Below are 13,781 nucleotides of genomic sequence, written 5' to 3' on the forward strand. Positions count from 1 at the left end.
GGAAGGGAGTTTCTGATGCATCCAAAAATCGTTGAACGCCATGAATTTTATTTTGTTGGACTTGGACTGACTTGCGAAGAAAATGAACTGCATACGCTGATGCCGGAACTCTGGCGTGAATTTTCAAGACGTTCGCATGAGATTCCTGCGAAGCCGGATAGTTATCCGCTCGACATCTCCCTTGAACGAAACGGAACAAAATATTCGCAATGTGTCGGGTATCCTGTTGCATCACTTGATGGAATTCCAAAAGGAATGAAGGGTCACCGGATTCCTGCTGCGCGTTATGTCTTCTGGAAGCATGAAGGACCGGATATCGAAATTTGGAAATCGTTCGAGAAAATCCAACGCTTCGCTTCAAAACAAGGAATTGAGCTTGATCCACATGATTTTAAAATTGATGAGACCCGAGATGACGTCCACCATCTCTACCAACGCATTCGCTGAACCATTCTCTTGAATGGTTCTTTTTTTGTCTTGAAATATCTTTTACACTTAATAATTCAGTCCAGGTACTACGGACTATATTCAGAAAATTCTATTTAATTCGAATGACTTATTCTCGCTTCTCTGATTCTTTGGCATAGTTAGACTCAACCCAAACAAGGAGGCGATTTATTTTGAAAAAGTTTCTCGCTACATCGCTTGTCGCAAGTGTACTTGTTGTTCCTACGGTAGTAGGTGCAGAAGGTCTTCAGTCTGGTAAGCTCACGAAAGCTTCGTCAGAACCAGCTGCAACGATTGTTAAAGATTTTGTGAACAAAAAAGGTGACTTTGCTGTTCAGAACGTCGAAAAAGACGGATCTTCACAGATCGTACGTCTCCAACAAGAAGTGGATGGCGTCCCTGTCTTTGGTAGTGTCGTCGTCGGGAACGTCGCGAAAGACGGTACTTTGAAAGCAGTCGTAAACGATGCGATCAACGTCAAAGGAAAACCAGGTCTCGCGAAAAAAGCAACGCTCTCTGAAAAGAAAGCGATCAAACTTTATCAAAAAGCAATCAAGGCTTCTGAATTCGAAGTCGCTCCAAAAGCAGAACTCGTCATCTATCCAGTAAAAGATGATGCTGTCTATGCATACAAAGTCACATCGACGGTCCTCGCGGGCAAAGAGCCATCACGTTGGACATACTTCATCGATGCGAACTCAGGTAAAGTACTTAACAAGTTCGACCAACTCGCTCACGCAACAGGTACGACAGTACTTGGCACAAGCGCAACGTTCAACACGACATTGAGCGGTTCAACGTACTATCTCCAAGATACGACTCGTGGTAAAGGTGTCTACACATACGACGCGAAAAACCGGACATCACTCCCAGGAACACTCTGGGCAGATGCAGATAACGTCTTCAACGCGACATATGACCGCGCTGCTGTCAGTGCACACGTCAACGCTGCAAAAACATATGATTTCTATAAAAACACATATGGTCGTAACAGCTTTGATAATGCTGGTGCCCGCTTGAACTCAACGGTCCACTATTCAACGAACTACAACAACGCATTCTGGGATGGAACGAAGATGGTCTATGGTGACGGAGATGGCACGACATTCGTTGCACTCTCAGGCGCACTTGACGTCGTCGCTCACGAATTGACGCACGCTGTCACAGAATACACAGCTGGTCTCGTATACCAAAATGAATCAGGTGCGATCAACGAAGCCGTTTCAGATATCATGGGTACAGTAGCTGAATATACAGTCGGATCGAACTTCGACTGGCTCGTAGGAGAAGACATCTACACACCTGGAGTCAGCGGTGACGCACTCCGTTCGATGTCTAACCCAGCTGCTTACGGTGATCCAGATCACTACTCTAAACGTTACACAGGTACACAAGATAACGGTGGTGTCCACATCAACTCTGGTATCATCAACAAAGCCGCTTACCTCCTCGGTAACGGTGGAACGTTCTACAACGTATCTGTCACAGGAATCGGTGTACCAAAACTCGGTGCGATTTACTACCGTGCTCTTAACACGTACTTGACTCCGAACTCGAACTTCAGCTCACTCCGTGCAGCAGTCGTTCAATCGGCAAAAGATCTTTACGGTTCAACAAGTGCAGAAGCAACAGCTGCAGCGAAATCATTTGATGCAGTAGGCGTCTACTAAGAAAATCTCCTCCCAAAGGATTTTCATATTTCCTCCCGAGTGTCGGACTCGGGAGGTTTTTTTGCGCAAAAAAAAACGGATTCGCTTGAAGCGAATCCGCCGTTCATTCATTCTTGTCCAGGATCACGCGCAAGACGTAGACGCATCTTTCCGTTATCCGGGAACACTTTTAGTTGTAAGGATTCTCCCTCGTACCACGTACCATAGCTCGTATCGACGACGGGTTCACCCAATGTCGATAACCCACCAGTCGAAGCATTCGTCCAGTCGATTGCTTCAATGATTCCATCCGAGACGACGAGCAGATATCCAGCATTCGAGAAGTAGTACGTATTGACGGCATCTTGTTGTGTATTACCAACAGCACCATACTTCGCTTCGAATTCAGCAATCGGTTTTCCGAGATACTGCTCCGGCTTGTCGATCGGTTGATTGGCGACTGCTTGCGAAAGCGCCGCAAGAACGGCTTCGTCTGATGTCCCTTTTGGTGCTTCCAAACGAACATCACTTTCCGGTAAGTACCCTTCGATGCTGTCATTGAGTTTGAGATGGACCATACCGTCCTTCGCATCTAACACCTCATAAACGTCACCTAAATCTGCTTTGTAGATGACACTACTACGACTCGCATCGCTATAGACGTTCGCGAACGGACGTGTTACCCAAGCCGCTTGCGCATACTCTGCTGCTTTTTTCTTTGCTTTCTTCTTTTCTTTTTTCGCTTCTTTTTTATCATCCGTTGTTGCTGTTTTCTTCTTCGACTCTTCGTTTTGTGTTGCTTGATCGGTCGTTTTCGGCTTCTCGAGCGTCGATGTTGCTTGAGAGGCGTCGTTGTTCGTCAACATATATAACCAACCACCGACGATGAAGAGTGTTGCTAAAATACCTCCGAAAGCAATCCCTCGACGATTGCGTTTTTGTTTCCGTCTTTCTTGTCGGGACTGTCGTTCTTGTTCTTGTTGGTGTTCACTCATGTATGGTTCCTCCTGAAAAAGTCGACACAGTTTTCCCCACTATACCACCAATGTTTACTCGAAATATTTAAATTTCGATGACAGTTCGACCACGATGACGTGAAGTCAGCAAGGCTTCTGCAATTTCAGATAAATCGTTTAGTGTTTTGATATCGACTTCTGACGCAAGATCGACCTTCCAGTCACCCGCTAAACGTTGCCATAGCTCTTCGCGATAAGCGATTGATGTTTGCACCGCATCGATTCCGATCAAGCGGACACCACGTAGGATGAAGGGATAAACTGTCAACGTCATCTCTGCCCCACCGACGTTCCCACACGTCGTCACAACACCACCATATTGCACGAAGCGAATGACGGACGCGAGCAATGGTCCCCCGACCGTATCAATAACACCGGCATAAAGCCCCTTTTTTAGAGGACGATCGGTTTCTTCTAGGAATGTCGTGCGGTCTAGTACCTCAGCCACTCCCTTTTTGAGCAATCGTTCTTGTTCTACTCGTTTTCCAGTCACGGCATGTACCGTGTACCCTAAGCGAATGAGTAAAGCGATTGCAATCGTACCAACGCCTCCCGTCGCTCCAGTCACGAGGATCGGTCCTGCATCCTTCGAGACGATTCGTAACAATTCATCGACTGATTGTGCTGCCGTCAATCCGGCTGTTCCATATTGCATCGCTTCTAATGGACGAATGGATTCTGGAAGTAGCGTCACCCAATCTGCTGGTACGCGTATGTATTCTTGAAATCCGCCTGAAGTGTTCATCCCGAAATCAAAGCCATTGACGACGACGGCTTGACCAGGTTGAAACCGTGCATCTGTCGTTTGTTCGATATATCCTGCTGCGTCAACGCCTGGTGTATGCGGATAGGATTTCGTCACCCCACGATTACCCGACATCGATAAAGCATCCTTATAGTTGACGCATGAGTGCGTGACACGAATCAGAATATCTCCTTCTGGTAAATCATCGACGTGCTTTGTCTCGATATTCCCCTCGTATGATCCATCGACTTCTCGAACGACGAATGCTGAAAAAGTGTGTTCCATGATCTCTCTCCTTTCGCTTGTGCTTCTCTATACCCTGTTGTTTCCATCGACACACTAAAAACCCCTGCCGTTTCTCAAAGAAGCGACAGGGAGCGGGGACGGAAAAATAACATCAGGATTCCATAGGTGGTCAAAGGTAACAGGTCAATCTGTCAACGGTTCGTGGTCATCGGTTTGCCATCGCCATTTCTTCTCCACAAAGGAAAATTGAGGTCCGTCCCCTATCCTTGACGGGGAGTCTCACCGCGCCAAGGAAGTTACATATAACGTCCACCATCAAAGTCAATCGTCGTCTGATAGTTTGCCGCATTGATTGCATTCGATACTTTGTGTGCTCGTCGTTCCACTTCCTCCGCTTTTAAACGATAGGCATCTGGATCAAACAAGGCATGACGAATGATCGTCGTCCCTTCGAACCCGTATTGGAACTCGCGTTTTGGTCGACTTGCGAGCATCTGATAGTTTTGTGCCTTTGCCCGTAATTGGGTAGCCCACTCGATCGCTTCGACGAGTGGTATGTCTCCTTCATCCGTCTCAATTACGGTGTTTAAATTCGCTGCATAAACGAGACGATCCAAGACCCGCATGTCATGACGTACGATGTCCATGGCGGCTTCGACATCGGTTAAGGTTCGACCTTGTTGCGCGGGGAGTGCTTCTCCCTTTTCTAAATCAATGAAAGCGACGCGCTCCATCTCTTCAATCAACTGATCAAGCTGTTTCCTCAGGATACTCTTTAATTTCACAGCATCTGCTAGGTACATCATCATCTCCCCTTTCCTGTTCCATTTACGTCATCTAATTCAAAAAGTTTCAATTGAACTGGTGGACGAAGGCTCCGAATTCTCCCTGGATCGTTTGTTTATCCATCTCCGATAACGTAGTAGCTTTTTCTGTGTACCGTTCTAAGAGATAGGTTTTTATTAAGAGATGGGAAGGTTGAAATCCGATCCGCAGGAACCATTCCTGAAACGTCTCTGTATCATGCCGCTGTAAACGGACCGGTAGGATCTGATTGAACTGGATGAGCTGTTTGCGAATCCAGGCATCTGGTAAATCAATTTGTTTCTCGATCGAAACATAATCGTTGTGTATAGGCTGCAACGGGATATCCGTTCTTATCAAGTCTTCATCTTGTTTCTTGGTCTTTCGACGTTTCCGCCAAACGATATAGCTTATGATGACTAGAGGGAGAACAAGCAGACTCATCAGTAACATCGATGAGGACGATCCCCCTTTTCCGTTCATACCTCGCTTAGCATTTTTAACCCCTACAACGATCACCTTACTCTTTTTCGGTTTAAGGTCTTTCTGCTTCTTCGGCTTTTCCTTCGTATCCCAAACGCGCAAATCTTCATCATTCTTTATCTTCTTTTTAGGTAACCACGAAAGAAACGGAATGTTTAACAATTTGCCATTTTTCTTGCAGTTTGGTTTACATGATCTATTCATTTCGATTCCAGACGGCTGAACCGCTTTTGGCTTCATTGCTTGAACAGCCGCTTCTGTCAGTGGCTTACCGATCCCTAATAGCAACAAAATCAATCCGATACCAATTACGAGTCGTTTGCGAAGTGACATCAGAAGACCCCCTCTTTTAAAATCCATTATAATCCATTTAAAAAATTTTTGTGTATTTTAATGGATGTATTAAAACGAGGAATGTTTGTGTAAGGAGAGGGGAAAAGGTAGACAGACCTATTCAGAGAGGGGAACTATTTCATGTTAAAACTCGATCACACGCATGATCCGTATCAAAATGCGGCGTTGATTCAGGAATACGTTGAAACGTCAACCAACGAACAAGCAGTTCGACAAGCGGAACAACTGCTACACGATAGTCCATTCGTCGCACCAAGACGCAATCCTCACCTCAGTCGAACGCTTCGTTCGATGATTTCGCCATTATTTTTGACGAATCGTGATAAACATATTCTACCGCTAACACCTGCTTTCGTGACACCACGCGATGAGATTCGACCGAGTTGGTTCGGTCGTCTCAATCATGAGTTCGAGCGTTTGATCAGCGATGTCGAAACCGTCGATGTCTCGAACTACGGTGCAATCGGTGATGGACAGACGGATGATACACAAGCGTTCATCGACGCACTCGGTGATGGACATCGACAAGTCCATGTCCCACCCGGTACGTACGTCGTTCGGGGGATTCGTTTGCCTAGTTACACGATTTTAACGGGAGCCGGTAAAGGGAAAACGATTATAAAGATGCACGATGAGGCACCAAAAGGACGACGTCTCGTGACGAATCAAAATTATCTTCTCGGTAATCATCATCTCCTCGTCGAGAAAATGACGCTCGATTGGAACATTAAACGCATCGGTGACGCGAAAAAAAGTAGCACATGGGGGAACCACTCCAGTTGTCTCACATATGCGCATGTCACCTATGGATGGGTCTTTGATGTCGAGGCCGTCAACCCGGGACTTCACTGTTTTGATATCTCGACACCGTATTACAATTACAACGGAGACGGAGCCCGCGCGAACTTAAGTAGTTCGTTCATCTGGTTCGATGGATTGACTGGTTACGGATTCGGAGATGACGGGATCACGACGCATCATAGCGATCACCTCTTCATCTCGAACTGTTTCATGCATGACCCAAGTGGACGTGCCCATGCAGAAGGCTTCTCCAATTCAAACGGAATCGAAGTCGATGATGGATCACGCGACGTCTGGTTGTTCAATAACGCAACAAGTCGTTGTTTCGGTGGACTTGAAATTAAGGCACATGCAACCTCTTCTGCTGCCTCAACCGTCAAAATCGTCGGACACCTATCGATTGATGATCATCGCGCCTTTAACTTCCGACATATCGGTCACCATCAAGCGACTGATCCGACGTCTCAGACGGCTTATAATATCATCGCAACGCGTTTGATCGCTCAGACCCCTAAATACACGGAACTCTATGCGAATTCAAAACCGCGTGCGCTCGTCGTTTCCGCTTACCGTAATGTCGTCATACATGATTTTACGGTGCTCGGTGATCCGTATTATGACTATCAAGAACAACCGATGATCGGGATTCAATATAAGGCACGGAACGTCACGATCAGTCAGTTGAAGATGAGCGGATTCCGACAAGCGAAAACGGACATCCAAATCTTTGGGGGAGAAAACGGGGCTGAAGACGTACGCCTTCGTGATATCCGCATTGAGGATTCCGCCAAACACGGGATTACGATCGGTCCAGACATCACGCGTGTCAAGCTAACGAACGTGGCATTAAAAGGAGACGGAACAGTTGGCTTAAACGCTAAATCGGAACCGGAAATGGAACGGTTCATCGCGACCGGATTCAAAGTACCGATTCGCGCCAAGTCGACACAAGTATGAACAAAATGACGAGGCCGACTCAAAAAAAGAATGACGCGTCTTTTCACGCCCTTTCCTCAGGCGAGACACAAGCCAGTTTTCCTGCTTCGTTGAAGCAGGAAAACTGGTCTTGTTTGTCTCTGACAGCGCGATGCGCTTTTTCCTGTAGGAGTGGCGTGTGACGCGCCATTCTTTTTGTTACGAGATAAGGGAGGCAGATCATCATTCTGCCACTCGTATCTTTGGGAAAATCGACTTTTGAGTCAGCTCCGTCATTTTTCATTGGGATCGAATATACGCGAGAACACGTGTATCAATCGCACGATCCGCTTGTTCGCGCATCTCGAAGTTTTCCGTATGCAGATATGTCCGGAACGCGTCTTCGAAATCACCGCGATAGCCAAGCGCTAATAATTTATCCATCAACTCTGACTCTAAGGCATCATCGATCGGCTTGATTTCTTCCGGCTTACTCGGTTGCAGATACAGTGTATGCAGTTGATAGATGCGTTCGAGCTCTTCAATCGGACTCGGGTGATCGTCAACGCGTAAATCAATATAGCGGTCGTTGAATCCACCGTATCCGCCACCCTCCTTGACGACGAGAAGTGCCGCTGACTGCATTCCGCGTGAGTCCCCGCCTGCTGCTTGACCAGCTGCTAACGCACGCAACAAACGTTCTGCAAGCGGACCTTGCGTCGATTCAAAGACGCGTGCCATCTCTTTCACCGTATTGCCGTCTACAAGAATATTCCCTTGTGCTGCAAAGTGTTTACCGGCAATCCCACCTGCCCAGTCGTTACATCCCTCACCCGTGAATGTTGCACTCTTGCCATTCGCATCGATGATCCCGACCTGGCGATCCTCTCGTCCTTCATCTACTTCCGTCAATCGACGTAACACCTCGTCCGCTGAAGCGCCTTGTTCGATCATCCGCAATCCTTCAGGACCATACGTCGTGTTTGCAAACGACTGTGTCGCTACCGCACCCACTCCTGCCTTCGCAAATGGTACGGCACTCCCGACCGCTAAAAACTTCGACTGTACGGCAACACCCCACGCTTGTTCTTTTTCACAATACCCAACGATTGAATATGTCACTTCAGTTCCCCCTTTAGTCATTACCTAATTCCGTTCGTGATAACGCTTCCCGATTCCTGCAACTGAAAAACCTTCCGGACAGATGTCCGAAAGGTCGACTTCATTGAATACCAAGCGTTACGGCAAGTAATAAGGCAGCACATGCCAAGGCAATCCAAATCGCGAAGAGTTTCCAGACGAAGCGTAACCATTGCTCATACGGAATGCCTGCGATTGCGAGAAATGCCATCAAATGCGCACTCGTCGGGAAAATCATGTTCGTCAGTCCATCTCCATATTGGAATGCTAAGACAGCCACTTGACGCTCGATCCCGAGTAAATCCGACAATGGTGCCATGATGGGCATCGTCGTCGCCGCTTGTCCACTCCCCGATGGAATAAAGAAGTTTGTAATCAATTGCACGGCGTACATCCCGATGACGGCAAAGAACGTCGGTAAATGTCCTACGGCATTCGATAAGCCGTAAATGACCGTATCGATAACACGTCCTTCTTCGAGAATGACGACGATTGCTCGAGCAAATCCAACAATCAAGGCACCGAACGTCACGGCTTTTGCGCCGTCAATCAAACTCTCGAACGTACCGTTCACACCAAGCGTAACGATTCCCGCAATCATCCCGATGATCAAGAAGGATGCGGTTAATTCCGTCAAATACCAGCCCCACTCAAAGATTCCGATCACATTGAGCGTAATGCCACCGATTAAAACCAGTAAAACAAAGGCATGACGTTTCGAAAAGCTTGAAATCGTCGTCGCTGCTTCTTCCGAACGACGTTGTTCGAGATCATAAACAAGACTGCGCGCCGGATCATGTTTAACTTTCCCTGCGTAGTTCATCACATAAAGAATCGTCACCGCTAAAAATACGATATAAACAGCCGTTCGATAACCGAGACCACTAAAGAGCGGTACTTCCGCAATTGATTGAGCGACACCTACCGTAAACGGATTCAACATTCCGCCGGCAAAACCAACCGCCGCCCCTAGACTGACGATCGCGGCTCCTGTCATCGCATCATATCCAAGGGCACGCGCTAACATGATCCCAATCGGCACGAAGATGATTGTTTCCTCTGCCATACCAATCGTCGCCCCGGCAATCGAAAAGACGAACATCGTCATCGGAATCATGATGTGTCCTTTTTGACCGAATCGGCGAATCAATTGATTGATTCCTGCTTCAATGGCGCCGGTTTGACGAATGATGCCGAAGACACCACCAACAAGAAAGATATAGAAGATGATCGCAGCACCCGCTTCCATGCCTTGCGGGATTGCTTCAAATAAACCAAAGAGATTGACAGGTGCAGACTCTACCGCGCGATATGTGCCATCGATGACGACGGTTTGTCCGTCTTGTTTTTCACGGTCGAATTGCCCTGCTGGAAGTGTATACGTCAAGATGACTGAGATGATGAGAATCGCCATGATGATGGCATATGTATGAGGCATCTTGAAGAATGATCGCTTCGACTCTGGTGCATTCGTTCGTTCATTCATGATAAAAGCCTCCTTTTTGTGTCATTATAAGAATAATGCCCTAATCAGGGAAAAACTAACAGTTTCAATGAAATGTCATATGATTGTAAAAGAAAAGTGGAATACTTCTAACTTAAATAAAGGCTTTAACCGATTATGTCGCATAAAACAAAAAAGAAGGTATTCTAGGTCACGAACCCAGAATACCTTCCTTATGTGTTACGTCAATCTCTTATGATTATGCTTGGAACGATTGAACGTCTAATGGTTTAGCAAGAGCTGTTTGTGCAAACGCAACGAATTGTCCGAAATGAGCACTCGTGTTGTGTGCTTCGATTGCAGCTTGGTCTTCCCATTTTTCAATCATCATGAAGACATTTTCGTCTTCTGTGCTTTGGAACAAGTCGTAGCCAATGTTTCCAGCTTCAGCACGTGATGCTTCTACTAACGTTTTTGTTGCTGCTAAAAACTCTTCTCGTTTTGCTGGTTGTACTTCTAATTTTGCTTCGATGGCGATCATCAGAAAGCCTCCTTTGTAATTTCGTTAACTTAAGCATCTTAGCACCTCCGAATTCGTTACGCCATAAAGATGCTCGGACGATTGATGATATTTAATTACGGGTAATTACAGATGTAATTATTACTTTGTGCCACATCAGAGAAAGGAGCAACGAAGATGCGCGTTGAGGTATTTTATTTTGAGGATGACGGGCACATTCCGAACAATCCGACATTCCCGGTGTTGATTTATCGGCACGCATTTGCAGAGCCATCACACATCGAACAGACCTTCCATGCACATGATTGGCGTAACAGCTGGGTGGATGGCATTTTTGACTTTCATCATTATCATAGTATCGCCCATGAAGTGATCGGGATTCTTGAAGGGCATGCAACTGTTCAGCTGGGTGGTCCGCTTGGTAAGACCTTCACTTTGACGAGTGGAGATGTTCTTCTACTCCCTGCCGGTACAGGACATAAAGCACTTGATACAAGTCGACACTTTCGAGTAATCGGTGCCTATCCGGACGGTCAAGATTATGACACGCTGACAGGTCAAACAAGTGAACGCCCGGAAAATCTTCAACGTATTCGTCAGGTGATGCGTCCAACTCAAGATCCTGTATTCGGTGATCACGGTCCCTTGTTTGAGCATTGGTGACGTCTCTTTCTCTGGAAGAAGACGTTTTTGTTCAGAGTTCGCGTGGTAAACCCTACTATTGTCTCTCTACTAAAGGAGGAAGAACGATGAACGCAACAGAAAAGACGTTGATACTTGCTGCATTAAAGCAAAAAACGGTGACGTTTCCCGATCAGACGCATGTTCGGGCACTCGGACAAGGCACATGGCGGATGGGAGAAGAGTCGGAGAAGCACGAGGCAGAAATCGAAGCACTCCGTGTCGGTCTCGATAGTGGAATGGAACTCATCGACACGGCAGAGATGTACGGGGAAGGTGCTTCTGAAGAATTGATTCGCGACGCGATTGCAGATCGACGAGAGGAAGTCTTTCTCGTCTCGAAAGTGTATCCGCATCACGCTGGTGGAGAAGCGTTAAAGAAAGCTTGTTCCGAAACGCTTGAACGTCTCGGTACGGATTATCTTGATCTCTATCTTCTTCACTGGCGTGGTGACATTCCACTCAAAGAAACGGTCGAAGGACTGGAAGCTTTAAAACAAGAAAGCAAGATTCGCCGTTGGGGTGTGTCCAATTTTGACGTATCAGACATGAAAGAACTGTTGGCACTACCAAGTGGTGATCAATGCGCTGTCAATCAGGTACTTTATCACCTTGGATCACGGGGAATCGAGTACGAACTATTACCGTTACTACGTGAGCATGGTATACCAGTGATGGCGTATTGCCCACTAGCAGAAGGTGGTTCATTACGTGATCAACTTCTGAATCATCCGACCGTCGAGGAACTCGCCGAGACACATGGCGTTGAACCGGCACAGATTCTACTCGCATGGGCGATTCGTGAAGGTGACGTCATCGCGATTCCTAAGGCTGGTCAGGCACATCATGTCGAAGCCAATGGTCGCGCTGCGCTTCTGAATTTAACAGAGGAAGAGCTCGCTGCACTTGATCAAGCGTTCCCAGCACCAACGAAAAAAGAACCACTCGATATCGTTTAAGGAGGTCATTTTCATGACAAAACATGTTCAACTCGGTCAATCTAACTTATTCGTTCACCCCATCGGTCTCGGTACGAATGCTGTCGGTGGACACAACTTATATCCGAATCTCGATGAGCAAGCCGGACGCGATCTCGTTCGTGTCGCTTTGAAGCAAGGAATCAATTTCCTCGATACCGCTTTCATCTACGGACCAGAACGTTCGGAGGAACTCGTTGGTGAGGTCTGGAAAGACACAGTCGCTCGAGAAGATGTCGTCCTCGCGACGAAAGGTGCGCATCAGTTCGTTGACGGAAACGTCGTCATGAACAATTCACCAGACTTTCTCCGTCAATCGGTCGAAGAGAGTTTAAAACGTCTTCAGACAGACTATATCGATTTGTATTACATTCATTTTCCGGATGAATCAACACCAAAGGATGAAGCTGTCGCAGCACTCGCTGAACTGAAAAAAGAAGGAAAAATTCGCGCAATCGGTGTCTCGAATTTCTCACTCGAACAACTGAAGGAAGCGAACAAAGACGGACATGTCGACGTCTATCAAGGGGAATACAACCTATTCAAACGGGATGCGGAAAAAGAATTACTCCCGTATATCGTTGAGAACGGTATGTCGTTCGTCCCGTACTTCCCACTCGCTGCTGGATTATTGGCAGGGAAATATACAAAAGAGACAACGTTTGATGATTTACGAAAAAACGATCCTTTGTTCCAAAAAGATGTCTTCGAAGAAAACCTCGCAAAAGTCGATCAACTGCGTCCGATCGCAGAAGCACATAATGCGGAAGTCGCACACGTCGTACTCGCGTGGTATTTAGCACAGGACGGTATCGATGCCATCATCCCTGGTGCGAAACGACCAGATCAGGTGACGGATACGTTGCGTACGTTAGATGTTCAGTTGTCACAAGAGGATATCGAAAAAATCGACCAGATTTTTAGCTGATTGTTCTTTTCGTATGTACATGAGCAGAATAGGCGAAAAATCATGCTGAACTTCGTATGATGGAGGCATGGAGGCGATTGATCATGAAGCACCATTTTCATTTAACCGCAGACTGGCCGGGCAATCGCAATGATGTTGGTCAGATCGAGACGGGTGAACTAAAAACAAAAATTTCAATTCCGGACGCCATGGATGGCCCAGGGGTTGGTACGAATCCAGATGAGATGTTACTTGGGGCAGCTGCTACGTGCTATATCATCACGCTTGCCGCAATGCTTGAGCGTAGTCACATTCCAAAAGTCTCGTTAACGATGGAGTCTGAAGGCATCGTTGATGTCACGAACGGTGTCTTCACGTACGACGCGATCATACATCGTCCGAAACTTTTATTGCCAGCCGATCTGTCGGATCGTGATCTGGAGAAGGCGCAACGTCTTGCTGAAAAAGCGGAAGGTTCGTGTATGATTACGCGGGCACTAGCTGGTAATGTCAAAGTATCGCTTGAGGCTGTTGTGGAGCGAATTTCAAATTAATAAACAAAAATCATCGTTTAACTTTTTAGTAAAACGATGATTTTTTTACTTTATTTATCTATTTATTGGTATATTATTGATGATTTACTCGTTATAAA

Annotated in this window: 14 protein-coding genes; 7 read left to right on the plus strand and 7 right to left on the minus strand. The window is 46.6% G+C overall.

Annotated features, from left to right (window positions below; genetic code table 11):
• Nucleotides 1-15 precede the first annotated feature (15 nt).
• Together K7G97_RS15940 and K7G97_RS15945 are read left to right on the plus strand one after the other, a co-directional pair.
• Nucleotides 16-447 carry a GyrI-like domain-containing protein gene (locus tag K7G97_RS15940; protein ID WP_029342941.1) on the plus strand — a complete coding sequence of 144 codons (432 nt, stop codon included), beginning with the start codon at nucleotides 16-18 and terminating at the stop codon, nucleotides 445-447.
• 173 nt (nucleotides 448-620) lie between these two features.
• The gene (locus K7G97_RS15945; protein WP_223041021.1) at nucleotides 621-2,117 is read left to right on the plus strand and encodes a M4 family metallopeptidase; all 1,497 of its coding nucleotides are present in this window, start codon (nucleotides 621-623) and stop codon (nucleotides 2,115-2,117) included.
• Between the two features lie 107 nt (nucleotides 2,118-2,224).
• On the opposite strand, the gene K7G97_RS15950 is transcribed toward K7G97_RS15945, so the two are convergent.
• The 4 genes from K7G97_RS15950 to K7G97_RS15965 all read right to left on the minus strand — a co-directional run bounded on the left by K7G97_RS15950 (nucleotide 2,225) and on the right by K7G97_RS15965 (nucleotide 5,723).
• On the minus strand, nucleotides 2,225-3,091 hold the full coding sequence (locus tag K7G97_RS15950) for an SH3 domain-containing protein (RefSeq protein WP_223041022.1): 867 nt from the start codon (nucleotides 3,089-3,091) through the stop codon (nucleotides 2,225-2,227).
• Nucleotides 3,092-3,158: 67 nt separating this feature from the next.
• The gene (locus K7G97_RS15955) at nucleotides 3,159-4,142 is read right to left on the minus strand and encodes a YhdH/YhfP family quinone oxidoreductase (protein ID WP_223041023.1); all 984 of its coding nucleotides are present in this window, start codon (nucleotides 4,140-4,142) and stop codon (nucleotides 3,159-3,161) included.
• A gap of 257 nt (nucleotides 4,143-4,399) precedes the next feature.
• Complete coding sequence (locus K7G97_RS15960) at nucleotides 4,400-4,909, minus strand: hypothetical protein (protein WP_262415775.1); 510 nt, start codon at nucleotides 4,907-4,909, stop codon at nucleotides 4,400-4,402.
• A 46-nt stretch (nucleotides 4,910-4,955) separates the two neighbouring features.
• Entirely contained in the window at nucleotides 4,956-5,723 is a 768-nt protein-coding gene (locus K7G97_RS15965; protein ID WP_223041024.1) for a hypothetical protein, read from the minus strand.
• Nucleotides 5,724-5,864: 141 nt separating this feature from the next.
• Here K7G97_RS15965 and K7G97_RS15970 point away from each other — a divergent pair, with 141 nt between their 5' ends.
• Nucleotides 5,865-7,502, plus strand: coding sequence for a glycoside hydrolase family 55 protein (locus K7G97_RS15970; RefSeq protein ID WP_223041025.1), 1,638 nt, complete (start codon nucleotides 5,865-5,867; stop codon nucleotides 7,500-7,502).
• Nucleotides 7,503-7,760: 258 nt separating this feature from the next.
• Here K7G97_RS15970 and K7G97_RS15975 read toward each other — a convergent pair whose 3' ends face one another.
• The 3 genes from K7G97_RS15975 to K7G97_RS15985 all read right to left on the minus strand — a co-directional run bounded on the left by K7G97_RS15975 (nucleotide 7,761) and on the right by K7G97_RS15985 (nucleotide 10,585).
• Nucleotides 7,761-8,582, minus strand: coding sequence for a DUF1028 domain-containing protein (locus tag K7G97_RS15975; RefSeq protein WP_223041026.1), 822 nt, complete (start codon nucleotides 8,580-8,582; stop codon nucleotides 7,761-7,763).
• Nucleotides 8,583-8,682: 100 nt separating this feature from the next.
• The gene (locus K7G97_RS15980) at nucleotides 8,683-10,086 is read right to left on the minus strand and encodes a YfcC family protein (protein ID WP_223041027.1); all 1,404 of its coding nucleotides are present in this window, start codon (nucleotides 10,084-10,086) and stop codon (nucleotides 8,683-8,685) included.
• 217 nt (nucleotides 10,087-10,303) lie between these two features.
• Nucleotides 10,304-10,585, minus strand: a complete 282-nt coding sequence (locus K7G97_RS15985) for a putative quinol monooxygenase (protein ID WP_087681678.1) — start codon at nucleotides 10,583-10,585, stop codon at nucleotides 10,304-10,306.
• A 156-nt stretch (nucleotides 10,586-10,741) separates the two neighbouring features.
• On the opposite strand from K7G97_RS15985, the gene K7G97_RS15990 reads away from it, so the two are divergent.
• The 4 genes from K7G97_RS15990 (at nucleotide 10,742) to K7G97_RS16005 (ending at nucleotide 13,683) form a co-directional block, all read left to right on the plus strand.
• Nucleotides 10,742-11,227, plus strand: a complete 486-nt coding sequence (locus tag K7G97_RS15990) for a cupin domain-containing protein (protein WP_214748814.1) — start codon at nucleotides 10,742-10,744, stop codon at nucleotides 11,225-11,227.
• A gap of 86 nt (nucleotides 11,228-11,313) precedes the next feature.
• Nucleotides 11,314-12,204, plus strand: a complete 891-nt coding sequence (locus K7G97_RS15995; RefSeq protein ID WP_223041028.1) for an aldo/keto reductase — start codon at nucleotides 11,314-11,316, stop codon at nucleotides 12,202-12,204.
• Nucleotides 12,205-12,217: 13 nt separating this feature from the next.
• On the plus strand, nucleotides 12,218-13,150 hold the full coding sequence (locus K7G97_RS16000) for an aldo/keto reductase (protein WP_058265651.1): 933 nt from the start codon (nucleotides 12,218-12,220) through the stop codon (nucleotides 13,148-13,150).
• An 80-nt stretch (nucleotides 13,151-13,230) separates the two neighbouring features.
• Nucleotides 13,231-13,683 carry an OsmC family protein gene (locus K7G97_RS16005; protein WP_156501866.1) on the plus strand — a complete coding sequence of 151 codons (453 nt, stop codon included), beginning with the start codon at nucleotides 13,231-13,233 and terminating at the stop codon, nucleotides 13,681-13,683.
• Nucleotides 13,684-13,781: the final 98 nt, after the last annotated feature.

It is taken from the genome of Exiguobacterium acetylicum (genome assembly GCF_019890935.1).
Lineage (GTDB): Bacteria > Bacillota > Bacilli > Exiguobacteriales > Exiguobacteriaceae > Exiguobacterium_A > Exiguobacterium_A abrahamii.

What these genes read in the sequence shown, in the direction of transcription:
- K7G97_RS15940 (WP_029342941.1), top strand. Translation starts at nt 16, where the DNA reads ATGCATCCAAAAATCGTTGAACGCCATGAATTTTATTTTGTTGGACTT.
- K7G97_RS15950 (WP_223041022.1), bottom strand. Translation starts at nt 3,091, where the DNA reads ATGAGTGAACACCAACAAGAACAAGAACGACAGTCCCGACAAGAAAGA.
- K7G97_RS15955 (WP_223041023.1), bottom strand. Translation starts at nt 4,142, where the DNA reads ATGGAACACACTTTTTCAGCATTCGTCGTTCGAGAAGTCGATGGATCA.
- K7G97_RS15960 (WP_262415775.1), bottom strand. Translation starts at nt 4,909, where the DNA reads ATGATGTACCTAGCAGATGCTGTGAAATTAAAGAGTATCCTGAGGAAA.
- K7G97_RS15965 (WP_223041024.1), bottom strand. Translation starts at nt 5,723, where the DNA reads ATGTCACTTCGCAAACGACTCGTAATTGGTATCGGATTGATTTTGTTG.
- K7G97_RS15970 (WP_223041025.1), top strand. Translation starts at nt 5,865, where the DNA reads ATGTTAAAACTCGATCACACGCATGATCCGTATCAAAATGCGGCGTTG.
- K7G97_RS15980 (WP_223041027.1), bottom strand. Translation starts at nt 10,086, where the DNA reads ATGAATGAACGAACGAATGCACCAGAGTCGAAGCGATCATTCTTCAAG.
- K7G97_RS15985 (WP_087681678.1), bottom strand. Translation starts at nt 10,585, where the DNA reads ATGATCGCCATCGAAGCAAAATTAGAAGTACAACCAGCAAAACGAGAA.
- K7G97_RS15990 (WP_214748814.1), top strand. Translation starts at nt 10,742, where the DNA reads ATGCGCGTTGAGGTATTTTATTTTGAGGATGACGGGCACATTCCGAAC.
- K7G97_RS15995 (WP_223041028.1), top strand. Translation starts at nt 11,314, where the DNA reads ATGAACGCAACAGAAAAGACGTTGATACTTGCTGCATTAAAGCAAAAA.
- K7G97_RS16000 (WP_058265651.1), top strand. Translation starts at nt 12,218, where the DNA reads ATGACAAAACATGTTCAACTCGGTCAATCTAACTTATTCGTTCACCCC.